Here is an 18,059-nt window from a genome sequence, read left to right on the forward strand (position 1 = left end):
AGGAACTTACAAATCAACCATAGTAAGGTAAAGTTGACAAATCTCGCTTTGAATGTCAATGATATACTTTTACGATTGAGCGAGTGGTAAACTTAAATAGTTTACGGTCAAACTCATAGTAAATTTTTCTGATCGTATTTACTTGTCCAGAGCCCGTAGGCAGAAAACAGACAGAATATGATAAATAGTATCTGGCTTGCATTCCAGTACTTATCAAATACCTCGGCAGGTACTTTGTTAATATCCTTGTACCAGTACTCACTAAAAAGCACGATAAAAAATGTTCCGGCCACATAGACAAGTAAGCCCGCGCTAAACCAAAATAATGTATGAAGTAATATATTTTTGACTCTAGTATCAGTCAGTATTTTATTAAAATATGATAAACAAAAAAATATGGCAAATAGGCGAAAAGATGACAAACTTACAGAAGAAACGCCGTCACTTTGATACGTCAGAAAGCTTGCTAGTGAGCTACTAATTGCTAAGCCCAGGGCTACCCAACGCCATTTATGAGATTTAAAACACGAAAACCCGATCCACAATAATAGCCACGTCTCAATGATAGTTTCAATATTCTGCAAATACAGATTGTTTTCTTTCAGAATAGATAACCATAATACGAAAGTTTCTTTTGTAAAATAGAAAAGAAAAAATACGATAATAAGTTTTGATGATAATGATAAATATTTGTGACGTATCAAACCGGAAATAATAGGAAGGCTACTACCTAAATGAGCAATAAAATCCAAAGGGTATTTTTCGCATAATAATAGTAGCCTTTCAAGCATAGAATTGATAACTAATTACTGTCCTCACAATGTTGCGGACATGTGTGTCCATCTCCCACAGAACCTCCCCCCCCATTATCGTCTTTCATTCCAGATTTGTCGGCATAAACAGGTAGATCTCGCCCTTTGGCATCAACCCCTGTCAACAGCACGCGGGGTACGAGTTGGCCCTTATCTTTGGCTGTAGGTTTACCATTGACATCTTCCCAACGTTTGGCATGATGAATACGTAAACCCACACAATCAGGATGATTAATCAGTTGTTTTACGTGGTCAAGACCAAAAAACTCTGAACGAACGTACTCGTCCGGTTTTAGGCCTGCCTCGTTCACTTTACGTTCGCGATAGGCGCCTGTCATGGTTTGGGTTTCAGTAGGGCTAAGAATACGGCCCGCGTCTTTTGTAAAAGCACTCATGTAGAAAATGATTATGGATTAAGTTTCAGTAAGGTTGTCCTGGAGATGGATATAATCGGAAAGCGGTGCCAAATTACAACAATCAACGTGGTATAGCAATCTGCATGAAAACCTATCAAATCAGCACAAGTGTCTATCTATTAATATTTTATGCAAAATTATTCCTTTATCAATACGTAGTTCTACGTAGTAAAATACGGGCTTTTGCCTGTTTAACTCTCGAGGTTCAAAATCAGGGTTTATGCGCTTAAGGGAGCAACTACAGGCAACCTACCTTTGTATCGTAGCTAATGACCGACTCAACGGAGTCAGGACGGGCAATGAAATTTCTCATAGGTTAGGTTTACAAAAAAACGCCGAAGCAGTTGCCTCGGCGTTTTTTTATGACCTGGGCCTTTCCAGGTTATATTGGTCTACTTCAGTATATTCAGCAAGTAGGCGCCGTAACCGCTTTTGATTAACGGTTGAGCGATAGTCTTGAGTTGATCAGCCGTGATAAACTTCATGCGGTAAGCGATCTCTTCAATACAGCCAATTTTCAATCCCTGACGCTCTTCAATGACGTGAACGAACTGACCAGCTTGTATCAACGATTCAAAGGTACCTGTGTCAAGCCAGGCCGTTCCCCGATCTAGTACGCCAACTTTCAGTTGACTACGTTCCAGATAGACCCGGTTTATATCCGTGATTTCCAATTCACCCCGAGGGGATGGTTTAATATTTTTGGCAATTTCTACTACGTCGTTGTCATAGAAATACAGACCGGGAACTGCATAGTTTGATTTGGGTTCATCTGGCTTTTCCTCAATGGACAGTACGTTAAACTGTTCATCAAATTCTACGACACCGTAGCGCTCGGGGTCATGTACCTGATAGGCATATACGACGCCACCTGTGGGATCATTATTCGCCTGAAGCAATTTCGATAAGCCCGAACCGTAGAAAATATTATCGCCCAGAACAAGGGCCACTTTGTCGTCACCGATAAATTCTTCGCCGATAATAAACGCCTGAGCCAATCCGTCGGGGCTGGGCTGAACGGCATAGCTAAACTGGCATCCGATACGTGTCCCATCTCCCAGAAGTTTCTCGAAATGCGGCAAATCGTGTGGTGTCGAGATAATAAGAATATCACGAATACCGGCCAGCATCAAAATCGACAGCGGATAGTAAATCATCGGTTTGTCATAAACCGGCATCAGCTGTTTTGAAACCGCCAGCGTAAGCGGATGAAGGCGCGTACCCGAACCTCCGGCAAGTATGATTCCTTTCATTTTTTAGCATGGGGCATGGGGCATAGGGCATAGGATAATAGGACTCCAGGCCCTATGCCCCACGCTCCAGGCCCCATGCTCTTTAACGATTTGCGTACATTCCTTTGTAGTAACTCTGGTAAGCGCCGGACGTAACGTTTTCCAGCCAGGTCTGATTGGCTAGAAACCAGTCAACTGTTTTTTCGAGGCCTTCCTCAAACTGAAGCGATGGCTGCCAGCCCAGTTCATTCATAATTTTGTTCGCATCGATGGCGTAGCGCAGATCGTGCCCGGCCCGGTCGGTAACGTACGTAATGAGTTGTGCCGATGTGCCTTCTGGCCGACCAAGTTTGCGGTCCATAATCTGGCACAATAAGTGAACGAGGTCAAGGTTTTTCCACTCGTTGAAACCACCTATGTTGTAGGTTTCACCCAGTTTACCTTTATGAAAAACGGCGTCGATGGCGCGGGCATGATCAACGACAAATAGCCAGTCACGAACATTTTCGCCTTTACCATAAACGGGCAAAGGCTTGTTGGTCTGAATATTATGAATCATCAGCGGAATCAACTTCTCAGGGAAGTGATTTGGGCCGTAGTTGTTCGAGCAGTTCGACAACACAACCGGCATTTTGTACGTATTGCCATACGCCCGCACAAAATGATCCGACGCGGCTTTAGAAGCCGAATAGGGCGACTGGGGATCATAGGCCGTTTCTTCAGTAAAGAAATCCTCCGGATTGTGTAGGGAGCCATACACCTCATCCGTCGAGACGTGATAGAATCGTTTACCGTCAAAGCCACCAGTGCTTACCCAGCTATTTTTAGCCGCATTGAGCAGATTGACCGTGCCTACTACGTTGGTCATCACAAACGACATGGGGTCGGTAATGGAGCGATCAACGTGCGACTCAGCCGCCAGGTGAATCACGCCATCAAAAGACAATTCAGCGAACATATCCTCCAGAAATTTCGCGTCGGTGATGTCGCCTTTAATGAATGTGTAGTTCGGTGCGTTTTCAATATCCGACAGATTAGCCAGATTACCCGCGTAGGTCAACGCATCCAGATTATATATTTGGTATTCAGGGTATTTCGTAACGAACAATCGTACTACGTGCGACCCAATGAACCCGGCACCGCCGGTAATAAGAAGTTTCATCTTAGTTAAGTTTTCAGCTTTTGGCTTACGGTTTACGATATTACGGAATATAGTTTCAGATACCCAAATGTCATAAACTAAAAACCGCAAACCCGTTTATTTAATTTTCTGCTGCCAGCGCCACGCATCCCGCAGTGATTCCCCTAAGGAACGGCGGGCTGTCCAGCCTAATTCCTGGTTTGCTTTCGTAACATCGGCATATACCTGTTCAACGTCACCAGGTCGACGTGGGCCGATCACATAGTTCACCTTAACACCTGTTTCCTGCTCAAACGTTTTTATGACGTTCAGAACCGTTTCACCCCGACCCGTACCAATATTAATGACATCGTATGAGTAGCCCGTCGTTGCTTCGCTGAGCTTCTTCAACGCCTGTACGTGTGCATCTGCCAGATCCATTACATCAATATAATCTCGAATACAGGTTCCATCCGGCGTATTATAGTCGTTGCCATATACGGTAAGGCTGGTACGGATACCGGCAGCTGTCTGCGTAATAAACGGCACCAGGTTTGCCGGAACGCCCAATGGTAATTCGCCGATTTCTGCTGATGGATGGGCACCAATCGGGTTGAAATAACGTAGCGCCATTGCGTTTACGGGAATCTGTGCCCGCACGGCATCACGAATGATGTCCTCGCCGATAGCCTTCGTATTGCCATAGGGCGATTGCGCTGGCAGCCGGGGCGTCTGTTCCGTTACCGGTAGATGTTCTGGCTGGCCATACACGGTGCAGGACGACGAGAATACAAGATTAGAGACCTTATATTTCGGCATCAACTCCAGCAACAGTAAAAGCGAGTCGAGATTGTTGCGATAATATTTCAGCGGTTGTGCTACCGATTCGCCAACGGCTTTGTAGGCGGCAAAATGAATAACGCCCACGGGAGCTTCCCGACTGAAGATATCTTCCATAGCCGCAGCATCATTGCAATTGACCGAATAACACGTGACATCGCGTCCCAGAATGGCACGCAATCCATCGAGAGCAGAGCGTTCTGAGTTCGAAAAATCATCAACGATTATCGGTTCAAAACCAGCGTTAACCAACGAAACAACTGTGTGTGAGCCAATGAAACCAGCACCACCAGTAACCAGAATTTTAGGGGAATTGCCTGAGGTAGTCAAATCGTTATTTATAAAGATTTTGTTGCTACTTTAGCATAGCGAGTCATAAAACCAGACAAAAGTAGTATATTCATAAGGTTTCCGAAAACTGTTTTTATTCTAGGGTCATCCAGCAAAGCGGTACAAACGAATGAATGACAACCAATTGAAAGCTCTTATCTCGCTCTTAGACGACGACGATCGGGAAGTTGTTGAACACGTCGAACAGCAAATTCGGCAAATGGGCGGGCAAATGATCCCGTTTTTAGAGTCAGAATGGGAAGGAAGTTTTAACCCCGAACTTCAGAAACGTATCGAAGAAATCATTCACGATCTTCAGTACGAATCAGTGCTGGATCGGATGCGCGACTGGAAAAACGGGGGCGGAATGGATCTCCTCGAAGGACTATGGATCGTGGCAACGTATCAATACCCCGATCTTTCACTAGCCAAGTTAAGACAAGACGTAGAGCAGTTATACTACGATGCCTGGGTCGACTTTAAACCCGACATGCACCCCGATGAGCAGATCAAGGCGATGAACAGCGCATTTTTTTCAAAATTAAAATTTGCGCCAAACACCAAGCATTTTCACTCGCCCGCTAACTCAATGATCAACCAGGTACTCGAATCGCGACGGGGAAATCCGATCACGCTTTGTATCCTCTATATGCTCATAGCCAAGCGATTGAACTTACCTGTTTACGGAGTCAACCTACCAAATCTGTTCGTTCTTACCTACAAGAACAGCAGTGGTGTTCAGTTTTACATCAACGTATTCAACCGTGGATTGGTGTTTACGACTAAGGACATTGACCAGTATATTGATCAACTGAATATTAAACGGTTAGAAACATTCTATCAACCCTGCACCAACGCCGACATCGTTCGCCGGGTACTACGTAACCTGACGCTGGCCTTCGAGAAAAACGGCGATACGGAGCGGGTTCGGGAGGTTGAGCAAATTCTCAATGCCGTTCGGGACGATGGCGATGGATTGCCATTGTCTGATTATACCCAACGGTAAAAAAGTCGTAAGTCGTAAGTCGTAAGTCGTAAGTCGTAAGTCGTAAGTCGTAAGTCGTAAGTCAGTGGCCGCCACAGTCAGTTACTGACGACTATTGACTTACGACTTACGACTTTTTTCAATACGCCACCGCCAGCAAACCGGGACCGGCCTGAAAACAGCGAATTATTAATTTTTCTTCGTGATCGGGCAGATGAACGTGACCGACGAGTTGGCTCTGTCCATCCGCAAATGGTTCTACATGCAAATGGTCCCGAAAGGTGAGCTGGCGTTTTCCGTAAAGTTTGTACAGGGCTTCTTTCGCACACCAATAAACCGCCAATCGGTTCGGATCACCGGCTGCGTGGGTAATTTCGTCATCGGATAAAACCCTTGGTACCACACGCCGGAATTGTTCCCGAATTGGCTCAATATCAATACCAACCGGTCGTGACCGATGCAGTACCACGGCCGCCCAGCCCGTGGTGTGTGACAATGAAATGTGCCAGGGTGAGTTAATCAGATGCGGTTTCCCGAATTCATCTTTCCGTAGACCAGCGTAGTTTATACCCTGCGCTTCGATCAATTGACGGATAGCCACCCGACAAGCTAACCATTCGATACGTTGGCCCGCATGACTGATACTCGCTAAATCTTCCTGTTCCGAAACCGTTAGCAGAAGACGAGCCTGAAGGGTTGGTTCGTCTTCCGTAATGGGCCGAAGTATGGCAAGGCACTCATTGTTTGTATCTATCTGGAAAGTCACAAACCAAAGTTCGAGAAAAAGAAAGGTTTAACGACCTTTGACATTCAATTTGTTTGTCATTGGGCTGTGATTATTGAAAAAATTGATACGTTCGGGGGTCATCGGGACTGTGTTTACACGTTAGAGACTGGTTTGCAATCCAATCAGTTTTTTTCGGCGGGTGCCGATGGATTGATCGTACGCTGGCGTCTCGACCGACCTGACCTGGGCGAGTTAGTAGCCAATATACCAGCCTCAGTGTATGCATTGGCCTTGCATCCGGTTAGTGGGTTACTGTGGGTTGGCCAGAATTATGAAGGTATTCACCTGATTGATACGCTTAACAAACAGGAAGTTGGTTCGCTGAAACTCACTTCGGCCGCTATCTTCGACATCAAATTTTACAAAAATGATGCGTTTATAGCGTTATCAGACGGGGTCGTTGCCGTGTTAGATGCTGAGCAAATGGCCGCAAAAAAATACCTCAAGGCATCAGATCAATCGGCACGATGCCTAGCCATAAATCCGGTAGAGCGCGAACTGGCCGTTGGCTATAGCGACAAGTCGATACGTATTTTCGATCTAACGACATACGACCTCAAACGCGTGATTCCGGCGCATACAAATTCAGTCTTTACGCTAGCTTACTCACCAGATTTTCGATTCCTGCTCTCAGCCGGGCGCGATGCCCATCTAAAGGTTTGGAACGTAGAGAAGAATTATGACCTGCAAAACGACATAGTAGCGCATCTTTTTGCCATTAATCACTTAACATTCAGCCCCGACGGCCATTTAGTAGCTACAGCCAGCATGGACAAATCGATCAAGATATGGGACGCTGATACGTACCGCCTGTTGAAAGTTGTCGACCGGGCACGTCATGCTGGCCACGGTACGTCGGTCAACAAATTATTGTGGACAGACTACCATCAGGAGCTTCTCTCAGCCAGTGATGACCGAACGATCTCGGTGTGGAAAATAAGCCAATAACTATCGTTTGAGTAGGATTTGCCGGTTTTTCCTTCTATTTCTTGTAAAATCCGTATTATGCATGTTATTTCACCATTATCTGCTAGTCAGTAACTCATTATAATCCTAAGCGCACCCATGAAAATTACGCCTATCGAAATCCGGCAGCATGCATTTGAGAAAGGGTTACGCGGCTACAGAGCCGAAGATGTCGATGCATTTCTGTCTTCGTTGTCTGAGGAATGGGAGAAACAAACCAGTGACTTTAAAATGTTGAAAATGCAACTTGAACTAGCAGAGAAAGAGCTGGGGAAACTGAAAGAAGTAGAAATGACCTTGTTTCGTACACTTAAAACTGCCGAAGACACTAGTACTCAAATTACCGATCAGGCCAATAAAGCTGGTGAAAAATACATCAGCGAAGCACGACAGAAAGCCGATGAAATGCTGGCTGATGCCCGTAAACGCTCGGCATTAATGGTTCAGGATGCTGAGAATCAGGCTCACTACTTAAAAGATAATATTTTGAATGATCTGAAGTCGTTAGAACATGACTTCAAGGCCTTAGAAAGTTATAAGGAGAATCTATCCGTCCAGATTCGCACACTTGCCAGTAATGCCATTGATAGTGTGGAGCGCTTCGAGAAGAAATTCGCTAAACAAAATTTAAAGGGAAAAATAGACGAAGTCGCTACGCAGATCACAGAAGAGTTGAAGGAGACCGACGTTAAAAAGCAAGCGCCTGTTGAAGCCGCTACCGAGGTAAGATCCGAATCAGTTATAGCCACAAATCCAGTTGCCGATCTACCTTCGTTAGCTGACCGCACCATGGCAATTCCGGAAGCCATTCCAGTCGATGAATCCATGGTCGCAAAACTTGAAGAAGCCATTAAGTCGGAGACTAGTCAGCCACAAACCGAAGCAGTTCGGGAAGTAGCGCCCGTTGCCGAAGCAGCAACTGTTGACAAGCAAATTGTTCCTGATTCAACAATAGTCACTACGCCCGGGCCAAAGCCAGACGAACTGAAAGAAGCAGCGCAACCTAATAGAAGCGGCTCATTTTTCGATCAGATCTAGGTAATGCGGGTGGAAACCCGCTGAAAAGAAGCGGGTTTCCACCCGCATTACTCATTATTTATGGGAACAATTGCCTTAGAAGGGCTGGAGTTTTTCTCCTATCATGGCTTTTATGACGAAGAGCAGAAAATGGGCAATAAATATTCGGTGGATATTGTCGTAACGGCAGATTTCTCCGAAGCCGCCCGTCGCGATCGCCTGAGTGCAACCGTTAATTATGCAGATTTGTATCAGATTACGGCCAAAGTCATGCAGCAGTCTGCTCGATTGCTTGAGCATATAGCCCACCAGATCATTCAGAATATACGCGCCCAATATCCTGATCTCCAATCCGTTGAAGTAAGCGTTTCGAAATTCAATCCACCAATTGGGGGCGTTTGCCATCGGGCAAAAATTACCCTAAAAGAGTAAACGTAACGCGGGCGGAAGCCCGTTTAGTAAGAGAATTTCTACTAAACGGGCTTCCGCCCGCGTTACGTTTACTTTTATACCGCCTGCTGCAAGCCCGCAAATGAAATGGACATATGCGAAGCATCGTATATACACTGTCCATTGCGGATCAGTAGCACTTGAGGGGACTCGTGTTCGACACCAAATTCACTTTCGATTTTTCTCGAAATGGGCCGATTTGCCAACAAGTCCAGATAGTACGGTTTCACGCCCAGTTGGTCGCTCCAGTTGCGTTCCATCCGGCTAAGAGCCATTGCACTAATAGAGCAGCTTGTGCTATGCTTAAAAATCAGCACCGGCTGTCTCGCCGACTCTTCTTTAATAGCATCCAGTTGAGCGTCGCTCGTGAGTTTGTTCCAGTTCATTGTAACAACATACATTCTGTTGACGTAAAATCATTTTTCACGCTGAAAAGTTCGTCAGTTTTCGGGCGTGTATCGTAGCTTTTCCGCCATTTCTGGAGAGATAGATTCAGAATACATACCGTAGGCATCAACCAACACACCTTTATTGCCGTTTTTAGCTTCAATAGCATATACTACGGCCTCATCGCCGGGATCAGTCATCCCTTCAAACCGGTATACCTCAACAATATCGAAATCGGCAGGATGCAGTTCAACGTTATCGGGTTGACAATGCAGGCGATCCGACTTAAGGTTATAATCCTGAACAAAGCCTTGTTTTCGGAGCCCTTCAATAGCTTCGGTGAGTGTATCGTAGGTGTTCATGAACGGGGGAGTTTGATAATAGAGTTTGTAACTTTGTATCTATAATTAATAATAACCAAACGCTCATTCGCTTGTTTGCGGGATTCTATAACACAGGTATTTTCACGTTTCAATTCCTGCTGCGGCTGGTGGCTCCATTTAATCGTAAAGCCCGACAATGGGTCGATGGCCGGCAGGATTGGCAAGCCCATCTGTCGGCAAAACTCGCCAAAAATTCAGGAAATCCAATTGCCTGGTTTCACGCGGCTTCGTTAGGCGAATTTGAGCAGGGACGACCTGTAATCGAAGCCTTCCGGGCGCAATATCCCCGCTATAAAATCCTGCTGACTTTTTTTTCGCCTTCGGGTTATGAAGTACAGAAAAATTACAACGGAGCCGATTATATCGTTTACCTACCCGCCGATACGCCCGATAATGCCCAACAGTTTGTTGCCTCAGTCAAGCCAAAAATTGCGTTTTTTATTAAGTACGAATTTTGGTACAACTACCTCCATGAATTAAAATCAGCCAACGTAGCGATCATCTCATTTTCAGCCATTTTCCGACCAAGCCAGCTTTTTTTCAAGCCCTGGGGCTCCTTCTACCGCAATATGCTACGTTATTTCGATCACATTCTGGTGCAGAATCAGGAGTCGATTGATCTACTGGCCAGTATCGGGATCACGAATGTTATTAAGGCGGGCGATACGCGCTTCGACCGCGTATCCCAAGTGGCAGCCGCTAGAAAGGAAATTCCGCTGGCGGCTGCTTTCAAAAATGACCAGCTCGTTTTGGTTGTAGGCAGTGCGTGGCCCGAGGACATGAACGCATTGATTCCTTTCCTGAATACGTTTACTTCACCGCTTCGTATCATTGTTGCGCCACACGAAATTCATGACGATGAAATTGAACGCTGGCGAAGGCAGTTAACCAGACCTTCCGTACGCTTTTCGCAGGCAAACGAACCGGAGATACGTAACGCGGAAGTGCTTTTTATCGACAACGTCGGGATGCTTTCATCGCTCTATCAATACGGCGAATTTGCTTACATTGGTGGAGCATTCAAGCAGGGATTACATAACATTCTGGAAGCTGCTACGTTCGGGATGCCGTTGTTTTTTGGACCAGAGTATGCTACCTATCAGGAAGCCGTCGATTTGGTAAAAGAAGGTGCCGCTTTTCCGGTAAGCACGGTAGCCGAACTGACATCAGCATTCACAAAGCAGTATCTGGACCGATCGAAAGCGGCTCAGATTAGTCGTGATTACGTGCAGCGGAACATTGGCGCAACGGCTCAGGTTATGAAGGTTGTAGAACAAATAATGAGCTTGGCTTAAATTCACTCAATCGCTTATTCACTCATTGGCACACCAAGGCTTAATTATACGCTCCACAGGTTCCTGGTATGATATTCGCAATGCGGACGGTCATATTTTTCAGGGTCGACTGAAGGGGAAATTTAAAATTAAAGGGCTGAAATTCACGAATCCGATTGCCGTTGGTGATCGGGTGACGTTTGATGTGGAAGATGAAGTCGAAAATACGGCGATCATCACCGACATTGCTGCCCGCGAGAATTACATAATCCGACAATCGGTCCACAAAACAGCACAGGGGCATATTCTGGCCGCTAACCTCGATCAGGCGGTGTTGCTAGCCACACTTGCCATGCCACGTACGTCGCTGGGTTTTATTGACCGCTTTCTGGTTTCGGCCGAATCATTCCGCATTCCAACGACCCTTGTTTTCAACAAAGCCGATATTCTGAGCGATGAAGGCCTGGAGTTTCAGCAGGAAATCATAGAACTATACGAGCGCATTGGCTATCAGTGCTTATCAACTTCGGCGACTGATGGCGAAGGCGTGGATGCGTTCCGGAATTTGCTCGATCATAAAGTGACGCTGCTATCGGGACATTCGGGTGTTGGGAAATCATCTCTTGTGAACGCTATTTCTCCCGACCTGAACCTACGCACCAATGAGGTGTCTACGTTCGCCAATAAAGGCGTTCATACGACGACCTTCGCGGAGATGTTCGAATTGGCACCTGATACGTATATCATTGATACACCGGGCATTAAGGAGCTGGGATTGATGAATACGTCGAAAGAAGAAATTGGGCACTATTTTCCCGAAATGCGCGACCGACTGAATCAGTGTCGATTTAACAACTGCCTGCACCTCAACGAACCCGGCTGTGCTATAAAAGAAGCCGTCGCCCAGAACGAAATCGCTGAAAGTCGCTACATGAGTTACCTCAGCATGATGGATGGTGGGGATAATCGACGGTAGGTTAAAGATGTATGATATAGGGGGTATGATATATGCTTTAACGGGAGCAATCATATATCATACACCTTATATCATGCATCTTTTCAGTTTGTCATTGCGGCCAGTAAATCGGCCTGGGTGATGATGTGAACCTGCTCTTTTTCATCGCGGACGAGTAGTGCTTTGTTATCACGGTCGATTAACGACGACAAAGCATCGATGGTGTTATCCAGACCGACAAACTTGAACGGCTTATCCATTACGTCGCTAACCGGGTGATCTTTTACGCTTGGGTCCTCAATAAGTCGGTTTAATATTGTTGAGTCGGTCAGGCTGCCAACAATGTGGCTATTCTCATCTGTAACCGGGATCTGCGAAATACCGTAGCGATTCAATACGTGAATAGCCTGACTAATCGATACGCCCGAACCAATCGTTGTTAACTGCGAGTTCGATCCATCGCCCCGACCTGCTTTGTGATGGATAATGTCGCGGGCCGTTTTAAATGCCCGATCCTCCAGAAAGCCGTGGTCCTTCATCCACGTATCATTGTAAATCTTGGCCAGGTAGCGCGTGCCGTGATCAGGCAACAGAATAACCAGTACGTCATCGTCGGTTAGGTTATCTTTCGCCCACTCGAGCGCACCGTGTACAGCCGTGCCACACGACCAACCGACAAACAGGCCTTCTTCGCGGGATAACCGCCGGGCCATGATGGCGGCATCTTTGTCAGTGACTTTTATAAAGTGGTCAATTACGCTGAAATCCACGTTTTTGGGGAGAATATCTTCCCCAATACCCTCCGTTAAATACGGGTAAATTTCACCCTCATCGAACTGACCCGTTTCCTTGTACTTCTTAAATACAGAACCGTATGTATCCAGACCAATCGTAATTAGATCTGAACTTTGCTCCTTCAGGAATTTCGACGTACCGGAAATCGTACCGCCCGTTCCAACACCAGCCGCGAAATGTGTGATTTTACCATCGGTATCCCGCCAGATTTCAGGTCCGGTATTTTCGTAGTGAGCGGCCGTATTGGCGGGATTGTCGTACTGATTGGGATACAGCGAGTTCGGAATATCGCGGTTGAGTTTTTTCGCGACGGAATAATACGACCGTGGATCGTCGGGCGCTACGTTGGTGGGGCAAACGACCACCTCAGCACCAACCGCCCGCAGAATATCAATCTTCTCCTGCGACTGCTTATCGGCCATTGTGAAAATGCATTTGTAGCCTTTACCAATCGCGGCCAGCGCAAGCCCCATGCCGGTGTTTCCACTGGTGCCCTCGATAATGGTGCCGCCGGGTTTAAGAATACCCTGTGCTTCGGCATCCTCGATCATGCGGACAGCAATGCGATCTTTAACGGAGTTACCGGGATTGAAATACTCGACTTTCGCCAGCACGGTTCCCCGAATCCCCTTCGTGACTTTGTTGAGTTTCACCAGGGGCGTGTTGCCAATGGTGTCGATAATGGAATTATAATAGTTCATGGCGGTTACTGCCGGTTTTAGGCGATTCTGTGGCGCTTTGTTGTGTAATCTAGTAAAGTAAACGTCAGAATCAGGTAGTTCGTTTTAGCGACCGCTACGTTCCTGGATCGCTACCAGCCACTCAACAGTTCGTACTTCAATTCCAACCATTCATGGCACGTTTCAGGACATTCATACAAACTTCTGTTTATGAGACGTTTGTCGCGTCATACCTTTGACTCATTCTTCTTTTAGACCATAAACAAATACGAACAACCATGAAAACTCTAGCACAATCCTTACTTACCGCCCTACTCCTGAGCACGGCCACTTTGGTATCAACGGCCGCCACAACTGCCAAAAATCCTACAAATACAGCTATAACAGCCTCGTATAAAGTGGCTGTTTTCCCATCACCATCCGCGTCTAAACTGAATGTATATGTTGAGCGGGCGCCGGGCCAATTCATGCTTATTTCCCTAAAAACTCTCGATGGAGCCTTGTTAGGCAAACAGCTCGTCGGCAAAAAAGAGGGAAGCTTTCACTTCCAGTTCGATCTGAGCGATCTACAAGATGGCAAATACACGATTGAAGTAGCTTCTGGAAGCGACGTAACGGTTCACCCCATTACACTGTCTACCAAGACCCCTACGGCAGCAACTCGCACGCTCACACTGAACTAATCGAGTGAATTTACACGAAAACGCCACGGCCTCACGACCGTGGCGTTTTCGTGTTTATGGAAGTTTTATGAGTGGCTATACTGGTCAAGAAATTCTATTACCTGCTTGTGAAAATGGGCAAAGCTGCGGGATTGTTTAGCGAGTTTAGCAAAGTCGGCTTTGGTGCCCGCTTCACGAGCGACTTTTTCAATTCGCTGACGATCTGGATTCTTGTCAGCGTAAACTTTCCTTTTGATTTCGTCTTTTCCAGTTGATTCTAAGCTGTTGGCAGTTGCATTGTTCTGAACGTAGTGAATCCAGCAATCAATAGCCTGAATGGGAACGTACAGAATAATGTCTTTCTTGTAATACTTATACACTTTACCCATTTTCTCTTTCAACTCCTGAATACGTTTGTCATGCCGCTCCAGCGTAAAGTCTGGCTCATCTAGGTCAATACCAGCAATGAAAAGATCGCAAGGATTCTTATCATCAGCAAATGACCGGACGCATAAATTGGCAGCCTCCTGTAAGACTTTTGATACGCTAGGGTTCTTGGTTATAGGAATTTGTATTTTGGTTCTGACAATTTGTTCAATTAGAAGAGGTTTTTTTCTGATTTGGGGGTAATTGGCAATAATCCAATTCATATAAGCCGGAATAAACTGATACTCAGCAAACCCTTCACCAATCAATGTATATTTCAGTGTTTTACTCATGGAATTGCCGGAACTCCTCCTAACAGTCCATAAAGCCAGTTTTCGCTCAGATTAGTTGTCAAATCAATTTCATCAAGACCTAATTCACGATTGCGCTGGTTCGTTGGCTCGATGATGTCCTTTTGGAGATTTCTTACATACGTAGCGCCTTCCTCATCTTTATCAAAAACAAAGACAGCTTCAGGACGGGTTGCGAAATCATCCAATACGTGCTCGTTATGGCTCGTGAGGATAATCTGAACGTCTTTCTCATCAGCTAACCGAAAAATAAAGTCCATTACTTCCCTTATTCGGCGTGGATGAATGCCGCGTTCCGGCTCTTCAAGAAGAAGTAATTTGGGTGGGGTGGGTTGATTGATAATGCAGAGAAGAGCGAGGAAGTAAAGAACTCCTTCTGACACTTCATCTGCCCAATAACCATTATCTTCTTTATCAAAAAATCGTAGTCCAAGTAAGCTGTCTGTGCCAACTTTTACTGGTGGAAGCGTAAAGTAGGCAATTTCAGGAATACATTTCGAGAAGTCTTCCTTGATTTGCCGAGCATAAGTGTTTCTAAAATTGTTGTCAACATAATAGAAAAAAGCAATAAGATTAGAACAATCAGCAAGCAATTGTATTTGGTCTGCGGATAACTTGACTTGTTGAACAAGCTTAGTCGGATCAGGGCGAAAAATTTTGGTTTGTTTGAAATCAAAAAACTCTCTCCTATGACCACTAAGTGTCTCAATGTGTATTTTCCCACCATCTTTTTCCGCAAACCAATCTTCTATTTTAGTTTCTATTGTAATATAATCGTCACCACTTTTTATTCCGTAATACTGCTTATAATGATATACTTTATCTCTTAATTCAGTATATCTTTTTGCCATATAGCCTTCAGAATCGGGCCAAAACTCAAATTCGTAATTAATATTTACCCGTTTATGCTTGAAACTAACTGCTTCTAAAACTTCAATATTTTCAGAACCTATGCCGCCAATTGAGAAGCCTTCCAACGCCTTCAAAAAATTCGTCTTGCCTGAGTTGTTCGGGCCGATGAGCAAGTTGACTTTTTGAAGGTCGAGCGTTACGTCTTTTAGGCTCTTGAAGTTCTGGATGGAAACGCGCTTGAGCATGGTTGGGGAGCGGTTAGTGGCAATGGAAGCGCCGAGTCGCAAGTTAGGAATTTAGTTAGCCATTTGCGTGGCTCTCATCAGTACGGTATTGTCGGGGTCAATCACGACGGAAGCGGGTTTGGCGGCCAGTGGAATCGTGAAGGTTTGCGTTGGTCCAGTCATGGTCAGTCGAGCGCTACGTTGCACCTCACGGCCATTACTGCCCCGAATACTGAATGTGAGCGGAATCGTGAAGTATGCCCCGCTACGTTGGGCCTGTCGCACGTCGATCACCAGGGCTTTTTTGGCAGCATCGTAGCGAGAACCCCAAACGACGTCGGGAAAGCCGGGTTGGGAAAGCCATTGCTGGAAAAACTGTCCCAGTTTCTTACCCGATATGCTTTCCATTACAGCCTGAAAATCGCTGCTTTGAGCGTTGGCGTTGCGGAATTTCTCGTAATACGCCCGGATACCTTTCCAGAAAATCTCGTCGCCAAGTTCATGACGTAGCATATGCAATACCCAGCCACCTTTCTGATACGAATTCGGATTCAGCAAATCCATCAAGTTTGTTGTTGTCGAGTCAATAACGGTGCTTTTGGGCTTAAGCGCTACGTAGCGAAAAATCTGGTTTTTGTTCTGGTTAAGCACCGCATTGAGCGTATCTCGGCCATAGGCGTGTTCGAGATAAAGGGCCGAAAAATACGTAGCGAACCCCTCACTCAGCCACAGTTGCGACCAGTCGGTTTCGGTTGCTGAATTGCCGAACCACTGGTGGGCAATTTCATGCGCCAGCAACGCTTCTACGTCCGAATCTTTCTTGCCGACAATAATCTTTTCATCATAAAAAATGCAACTGGCGTTTTCCATGCCGCCAAAAATCGTTGTCGACTGAACGTTAGCCAGTTTCTCGTAAGAATAAGGACCAATTTTATCGATGAAGTATTGTAAAATCGTTTTGGCCGGACGATAGTCAATAAAGCCTTTCTTGCTGTCTTCCGGATAAAGCCAGCTTTGCACCGGCACACCGCTCACCGCACCGACCTCGTCGACCGCAAAGTGAGCCGCACCAATCACCATCACTTTCGTTGGAATAGGCGTATTTTCCTGCCAGCGCGTTAGCTTCCGGCCGTTCGGCAAATTACTGTCGCCTAACAATTTACCATTTGCAATGACGCGATACGTAGCGGGCGCATTGACAGTGAATGAACAAGTGGCTTTATCGGATGGGTGGTCCACGACGGGCAAATAATTCCGGGCGTTGTTGGGCCAGTTATCCCCAAAAAATGTGCGCTCCCCAAACTTATTCTGGCTTATAATCAATCCTTTGGCTGGTGTGCCCTCATACCGAATCACGACTTCTGTAGGCTGGCCGGGAGCTGGTGGCAGGTTGATAAATACCCGATCGTTTCGTTGGCTGAACGGTGTGGTTTTCCCATCGATCAGGCTCACCGAGCGCACGTTCATACCCGTTTTTGCGGAATCACCTTTGGGACTAATCAAATCAAACCAGACGGTTTGCCGATCATCAGCGCGGACAAAGCGAATGGTGGCTTCACCCCGAATCTGGTTGGTCGAGTCACTTAACGTAAGCGAGAATGCATAATTCTGAACATCGACGCCGGGCTGGGTATATCGTGCTACGTTACTGGGTACTTGAGCATTGGCAACTGTCACGACTAAAACGAACAGCGCCATTAAGATTTTTTTGTTTCCTTCCGTCATTCTACTTTACTCCTTAATTTCCTGACACAGTTCAATTAATACGCCGTTTGTGGCTTTTGGATGCAGGAAACACACCAATTTATTGTCGGCTCCGCGTTTAGGAACCTCATTTAGTAACGTAAACCCTTCGGCTTTTAGCCGTTCCATTTCGGCCTCGATATTCTCTACCTCAAACGCTACGTGGTGAATACCTTCGCCTTTTTTCTCCAGAAACCTGGCGATGGGACTATCGGGATTGGTTGCTTCAAGAAGCTCTATTTTGGTCTGATTTACCCGAAAAAACGAAGTCGTTACGCCTTCCGATTCTACTGCCTCCGATTTATACGGCTGAATGTTCAGTAGTTTGGCAAATAGCTCGTTCGATGCGGCAATGTCGCGAACGGCAATTCCGATGTGTTCGACGTTTGTTAGCATAGGTGAGAGAAGAACT

20 protein-coding genes are annotated in these 18,059 nt (G+C 46.0%); 7 read left to right on the forward strand and 13 right to left on the reverse strand.

The features are described 5' to 3' along the window. Window positions 1-113: 113 nt before the first annotated feature. The 5 genes from BM202_RS37260 to galE all read right to left on the reverse strand — a co-directional run bounded on the left by BM202_RS37260 (window position 114) and on the right by galE (window position 4,750). On the reverse strand, window positions 114-791 hold the full coding sequence (locus BM202_RS37260; RefSeq protein ID WP_093827643.1) for a hypothetical protein: 678 nt from the start codon (window positions 789-791) through the stop codon (window positions 114-116). Window positions 792-802: 11 nt separating this feature from the next. After that, the gene (locus BM202_RS15535; RefSeq protein WP_093827645.1) at window positions 803-1,207 is read right to left on the reverse strand and encodes a hypothetical protein; all 405 of its coding nucleotides are present in this window, start codon (window positions 1,205-1,207) and stop codon (window positions 803-805) included. Window positions 1,208-1,620: 413 nt separating this feature from the next. Next, entirely contained in the window at window positions 1,621-2,481 is an 861-nt protein-coding gene (gene rfbA, locus BM202_RS15540) for a glucose-1-phosphate thymidylyltransferase RfbA (RefSeq protein ID WP_093827647.1), read from the reverse strand. An 82-nt stretch (window positions 2,482-2,563) separates the two neighbouring features. Continuing rightward, window positions 2,564-3,622, reverse strand: a complete 1,059-nt coding sequence (gene rfbB / locus BM202_RS15545; RefSeq protein WP_093827649.1) for a dTDP-glucose 4,6-dehydratase — start codon at window positions 3,620-3,622, stop codon at window positions 2,564-2,566. 96 nt (window positions 3,623-3,718) lie between these two features. Further along, window positions 3,719-4,750, reverse strand: a complete 1,032-nt coding sequence (gene galE / locus BM202_RS15550; protein ID WP_093827651.1) for a UDP-glucose 4-epimerase GalE — start codon at window positions 4,748-4,750, stop codon at window positions 3,719-3,721. 130 nt (window positions 4,751-4,880) lie between these two features. On the opposite strand from galE, the gene BM202_RS15555 reads away from it, so the two are divergent. After that, on the forward strand, window positions 4,881-5,756 hold the full coding sequence (locus BM202_RS15555) for a transglutaminase-like domain-containing protein (RefSeq protein ID WP_093827653.1): 876 nt from the start codon (window positions 4,881-4,883) through the stop codon (window positions 5,754-5,756). Between the two features lie 118 nt (window positions 5,757-5,874). Here BM202_RS15555 and BM202_RS15560 read toward each other — a convergent pair whose 3' ends face one another. Continuing rightward, the gene (locus BM202_RS15560) at window positions 5,875-6,501 is read right to left on the reverse strand and encodes a 4'-phosphopantetheinyl transferase family protein (protein WP_093827655.1); all 627 of its coding nucleotides are present in this window, start codon (window positions 6,499-6,501) and stop codon (window positions 5,875-5,877) included. Between the two features lie 66 nt (window positions 6,502-6,567). Here BM202_RS15560 and BM202_RS15565 point away from each other — a divergent pair, with 66 nt between their 5' ends. The 3 genes from BM202_RS15565 to folB all read left to right on the forward strand — a co-directional run bounded on the left by BM202_RS15565 (window position 6,568) and on the right by folB (window position 8,937). Continuing rightward, complete coding sequence (locus tag BM202_RS15565) at window positions 6,568-7,470, forward strand: WD40 repeat domain-containing protein (RefSeq protein WP_093827656.1); 903 nt, start codon at window positions 6,568-6,570, stop codon at window positions 7,468-7,470. A gap of 117 nt (window positions 7,471-7,587) precedes the next feature. Continuing rightward, window positions 7,588-8,526 (forward strand): DivIVA domain-containing protein, encoded by a 939-nt coding sequence (locus tag BM202_RS15570; RefSeq protein WP_093827658.1) that lies wholly within the window; start codon window positions 7,588-7,590, stop codon window positions 8,524-8,526. Window positions 8,527-8,586: 60 nt separating this feature from the next. After that, window positions 8,587-8,937 carry a dihydroneopterin aldolase gene (gene folB, locus BM202_RS15575; RefSeq protein ID WP_093827660.1) on the forward strand — a complete coding sequence of 117 codons (351 nt, stop codon included), beginning with the start codon at window positions 8,587-8,589 and terminating at the stop codon, window positions 8,935-8,937. Window positions 8,938-9,011: 74 nt separating this feature from the next. Here folB and ytxJ read toward each other — a convergent pair whose 3' ends face one another. Both ytxJ and BM202_RS15585 read right to left on the reverse strand, forming a co-directional pair. Continuing rightward, complete coding sequence (ytxJ, locus tag BM202_RS15580; protein ID WP_093828073.1) at window positions 9,012-9,341, reverse strand: bacillithiol system redox-active protein YtxJ; 330 nt, start codon at window positions 9,339-9,341, stop codon at window positions 9,012-9,014. A gap of 54 nt (window positions 9,342-9,395) precedes the next feature. Further along, a complete protein-coding gene (locus tag BM202_RS15585; RefSeq protein ID WP_093827662.1) occupies window positions 9,396-9,704 on the reverse strand; it encodes a phosphoribosylpyrophosphate synthetase in 309 nt (102 codons plus the stop codon). A gap of 71 nt (window positions 9,705-9,775) precedes the next feature. On the opposite strand from BM202_RS15585, the gene BM202_RS15590 reads away from it, so the two are divergent. Both BM202_RS15590 and rsgA read left to right on the forward strand, forming a co-directional pair. Next, window positions 9,776-11,020, forward strand: coding sequence for a 3-deoxy-D-manno-octulosonic acid transferase (locus BM202_RS15590; protein ID WP_093827664.1), 1,245 nt, complete (start codon window positions 9,776-9,778; stop codon window positions 11,018-11,020). A gap of 25 nt (window positions 11,021-11,045) precedes the next feature. Next, window positions 11,046-11,975: a ribosome small subunit-dependent GTPase A gene (gene rsgA / locus BM202_RS15595; RefSeq protein WP_093827666.1), complete on the forward strand. Its 930-nt coding sequence runs from the start codon at window positions 11,046-11,048 to the stop codon at window positions 11,973-11,975. Between the two features lie 83 nt (window positions 11,976-12,058). Here the strand turns inward: rsgA and BM202_RS15600 are convergent, their stop codons facing one another. Then, complete coding sequence (locus tag BM202_RS15600) at window positions 12,059-13,450, reverse strand: cystathionine beta-synthase (protein ID WP_093827668.1); 1,392 nt, start codon at window positions 13,448-13,450, stop codon at window positions 12,059-12,061. Between the two features lie 257 nt (window positions 13,451-13,707). Here BM202_RS15600 and BM202_RS15605 point away from each other — a divergent pair, with 257 nt between their 5' ends. Continuing rightward, window positions 13,708-14,112, forward strand: coding sequence for a T9SS type A sorting domain-containing protein (locus BM202_RS15605; protein ID WP_093827670.1), 405 nt, complete (start codon window positions 13,708-13,710; stop codon window positions 14,110-14,112). A gap of 65 nt (window positions 14,113-14,177) precedes the next feature. Here BM202_RS15605 and BM202_RS15610 read toward each other — a convergent pair whose 3' ends face one another. The 4 genes from BM202_RS15610 to mce are packed head-to-tail and all read right to left on the reverse strand — an operon-like array spanning window position 14,178 to window position 18,043. Next, window positions 14,178-14,810 (reverse strand): hypothetical protein, encoded by a 633-nt coding sequence (locus tag BM202_RS15610; protein ID WP_093827672.1) that lies wholly within the window; start codon window positions 14,808-14,810, stop codon window positions 14,178-14,180. Continuing rightward, entirely contained in the window at window positions 14,807-15,925 is a 1,119-nt protein-coding gene (locus BM202_RS15615) for an AAA family ATPase (RefSeq protein ID WP_093827674.1), read from the reverse strand. The genes BM202_RS15610 and BM202_RS15615 overlap by 4 nt, the downstream gene beginning before the upstream one ends. 51 nt (window positions 15,926-15,976) lie before the next feature. Next, complete coding sequence (locus BM202_RS15620; protein ID WP_093827676.1) at window positions 15,977-17,629, reverse strand: M1 family metallopeptidase; 1,653 nt, start codon at window positions 17,627-17,629, stop codon at window positions 15,977-15,979. Window positions 17,630-17,635: 6 nt separating this feature from the next. Next, entirely contained in the window at window positions 17,636-18,043 is a 408-nt protein-coding gene (mce, locus tag BM202_RS15625) for a methylmalonyl-CoA epimerase (RefSeq protein WP_093827678.1), read from the reverse strand. Between the last annotated feature and the right edge of the window lie 16 nt (window positions 18,044-18,059).

It is taken from the genome of Spirosoma endophyticum, assembly GCF_900112365.1.
GTDB classification, from domain to species: Bacteria; Bacteroidota; Bacteroidia; order Cytophagales; family Spirosomataceae; genus Spirosoma; species Spirosoma endophyticum.

Bases quoted from the DNA above. Each gene is read 5' to 3' on its own strand.
- BM202_RS37260 (WP_093827643.1), bottom strand. From the start codon at position 791: ATGCTTGAAAGGCTACTATTATTATGCGAAAAATACCCTTTGGATTTT.
- BM202_RS15535 (WP_093827645.1), bottom strand. From the start codon at position 1,207: ATGAGTGCTTTTACAAAAGACGCGGGCCGTATTCTTAGCCCTACTGAA.
- rfbA (WP_093827647.1), bottom strand. From the start codon at position 2,481: ATGAAAGGAATCATACTTGCCGGAGGTTCGGGTACGCGCCTTCATCCG.
- rfbB (WP_093827649.1), bottom strand. From the start codon at position 3,622: ATGAAACTTCTTATTACCGGCGGTGCCGGGTTCATTGGGTCGCACGTA.
- BM202_RS15555 (WP_093827653.1), top strand. From the start codon at position 4,881: ATGAATGACAACCAATTGAAAGCTCTTATCTCGCTCTTAGACGACGAC.
- BM202_RS15570 (WP_093827658.1), top strand. From the start codon at position 7,588: ATGAAAATTACGCCTATCGAAATCCGGCAGCATGCATTTGAGAAAGGG.
- folB (WP_093827660.1), top strand. From the start codon at position 8,587: ATGGGAACAATTGCCTTAGAAGGGCTGGAGTTTTTCTCCTATCATGGC.
- ytxJ (WP_093828073.1), bottom strand. From the start codon at position 9,341: ATGAACTGGAACAAACTCACGAGCGACGCTCAACTGGATGCTATTAAA.
- BM202_RS15585 (WP_093827662.1), bottom strand. From the start codon at position 9,704: ATGAACACCTACGATACACTCACCGAAGCTATTGAAGGGCTCCGAAAA.
- BM202_RS15600 (WP_093827668.1), bottom strand. From the start codon at position 13,450: ATGAACTATTATAATTCCATTATCGACACCATTGGCAACACGCCCCTG.
- BM202_RS15605 (WP_093827670.1), top strand. From the start codon at position 13,708: ATGAAAACTCTAGCACAATCCTTACTTACCGCCCTACTCCTGAGCACG.
- BM202_RS15610 (WP_093827672.1), bottom strand. From the start codon at position 14,810: ATGAGTAAAACACTGAAATATACATTGATTGGTGAAGGGTTTGCTGAG.
- BM202_RS15615 (WP_093827674.1), bottom strand. From the start codon at position 15,925: ATGCTCAAGCGCGTTTCCATCCAGAACTTCAAGAGCCTAAAAGACGTA.
- BM202_RS15620 (WP_093827676.1), bottom strand. From the start codon at position 17,629: ATGACGGAAGGAAACAAAAAAATCTTAATGGCGCTGTTCGTTTTAGTC.
- mce (WP_093827678.1), bottom strand. From the start codon at position 18,043: ATGCTAACAAACGTCGAACACATCGGAATTGCCGTTCGCGACATTGCC.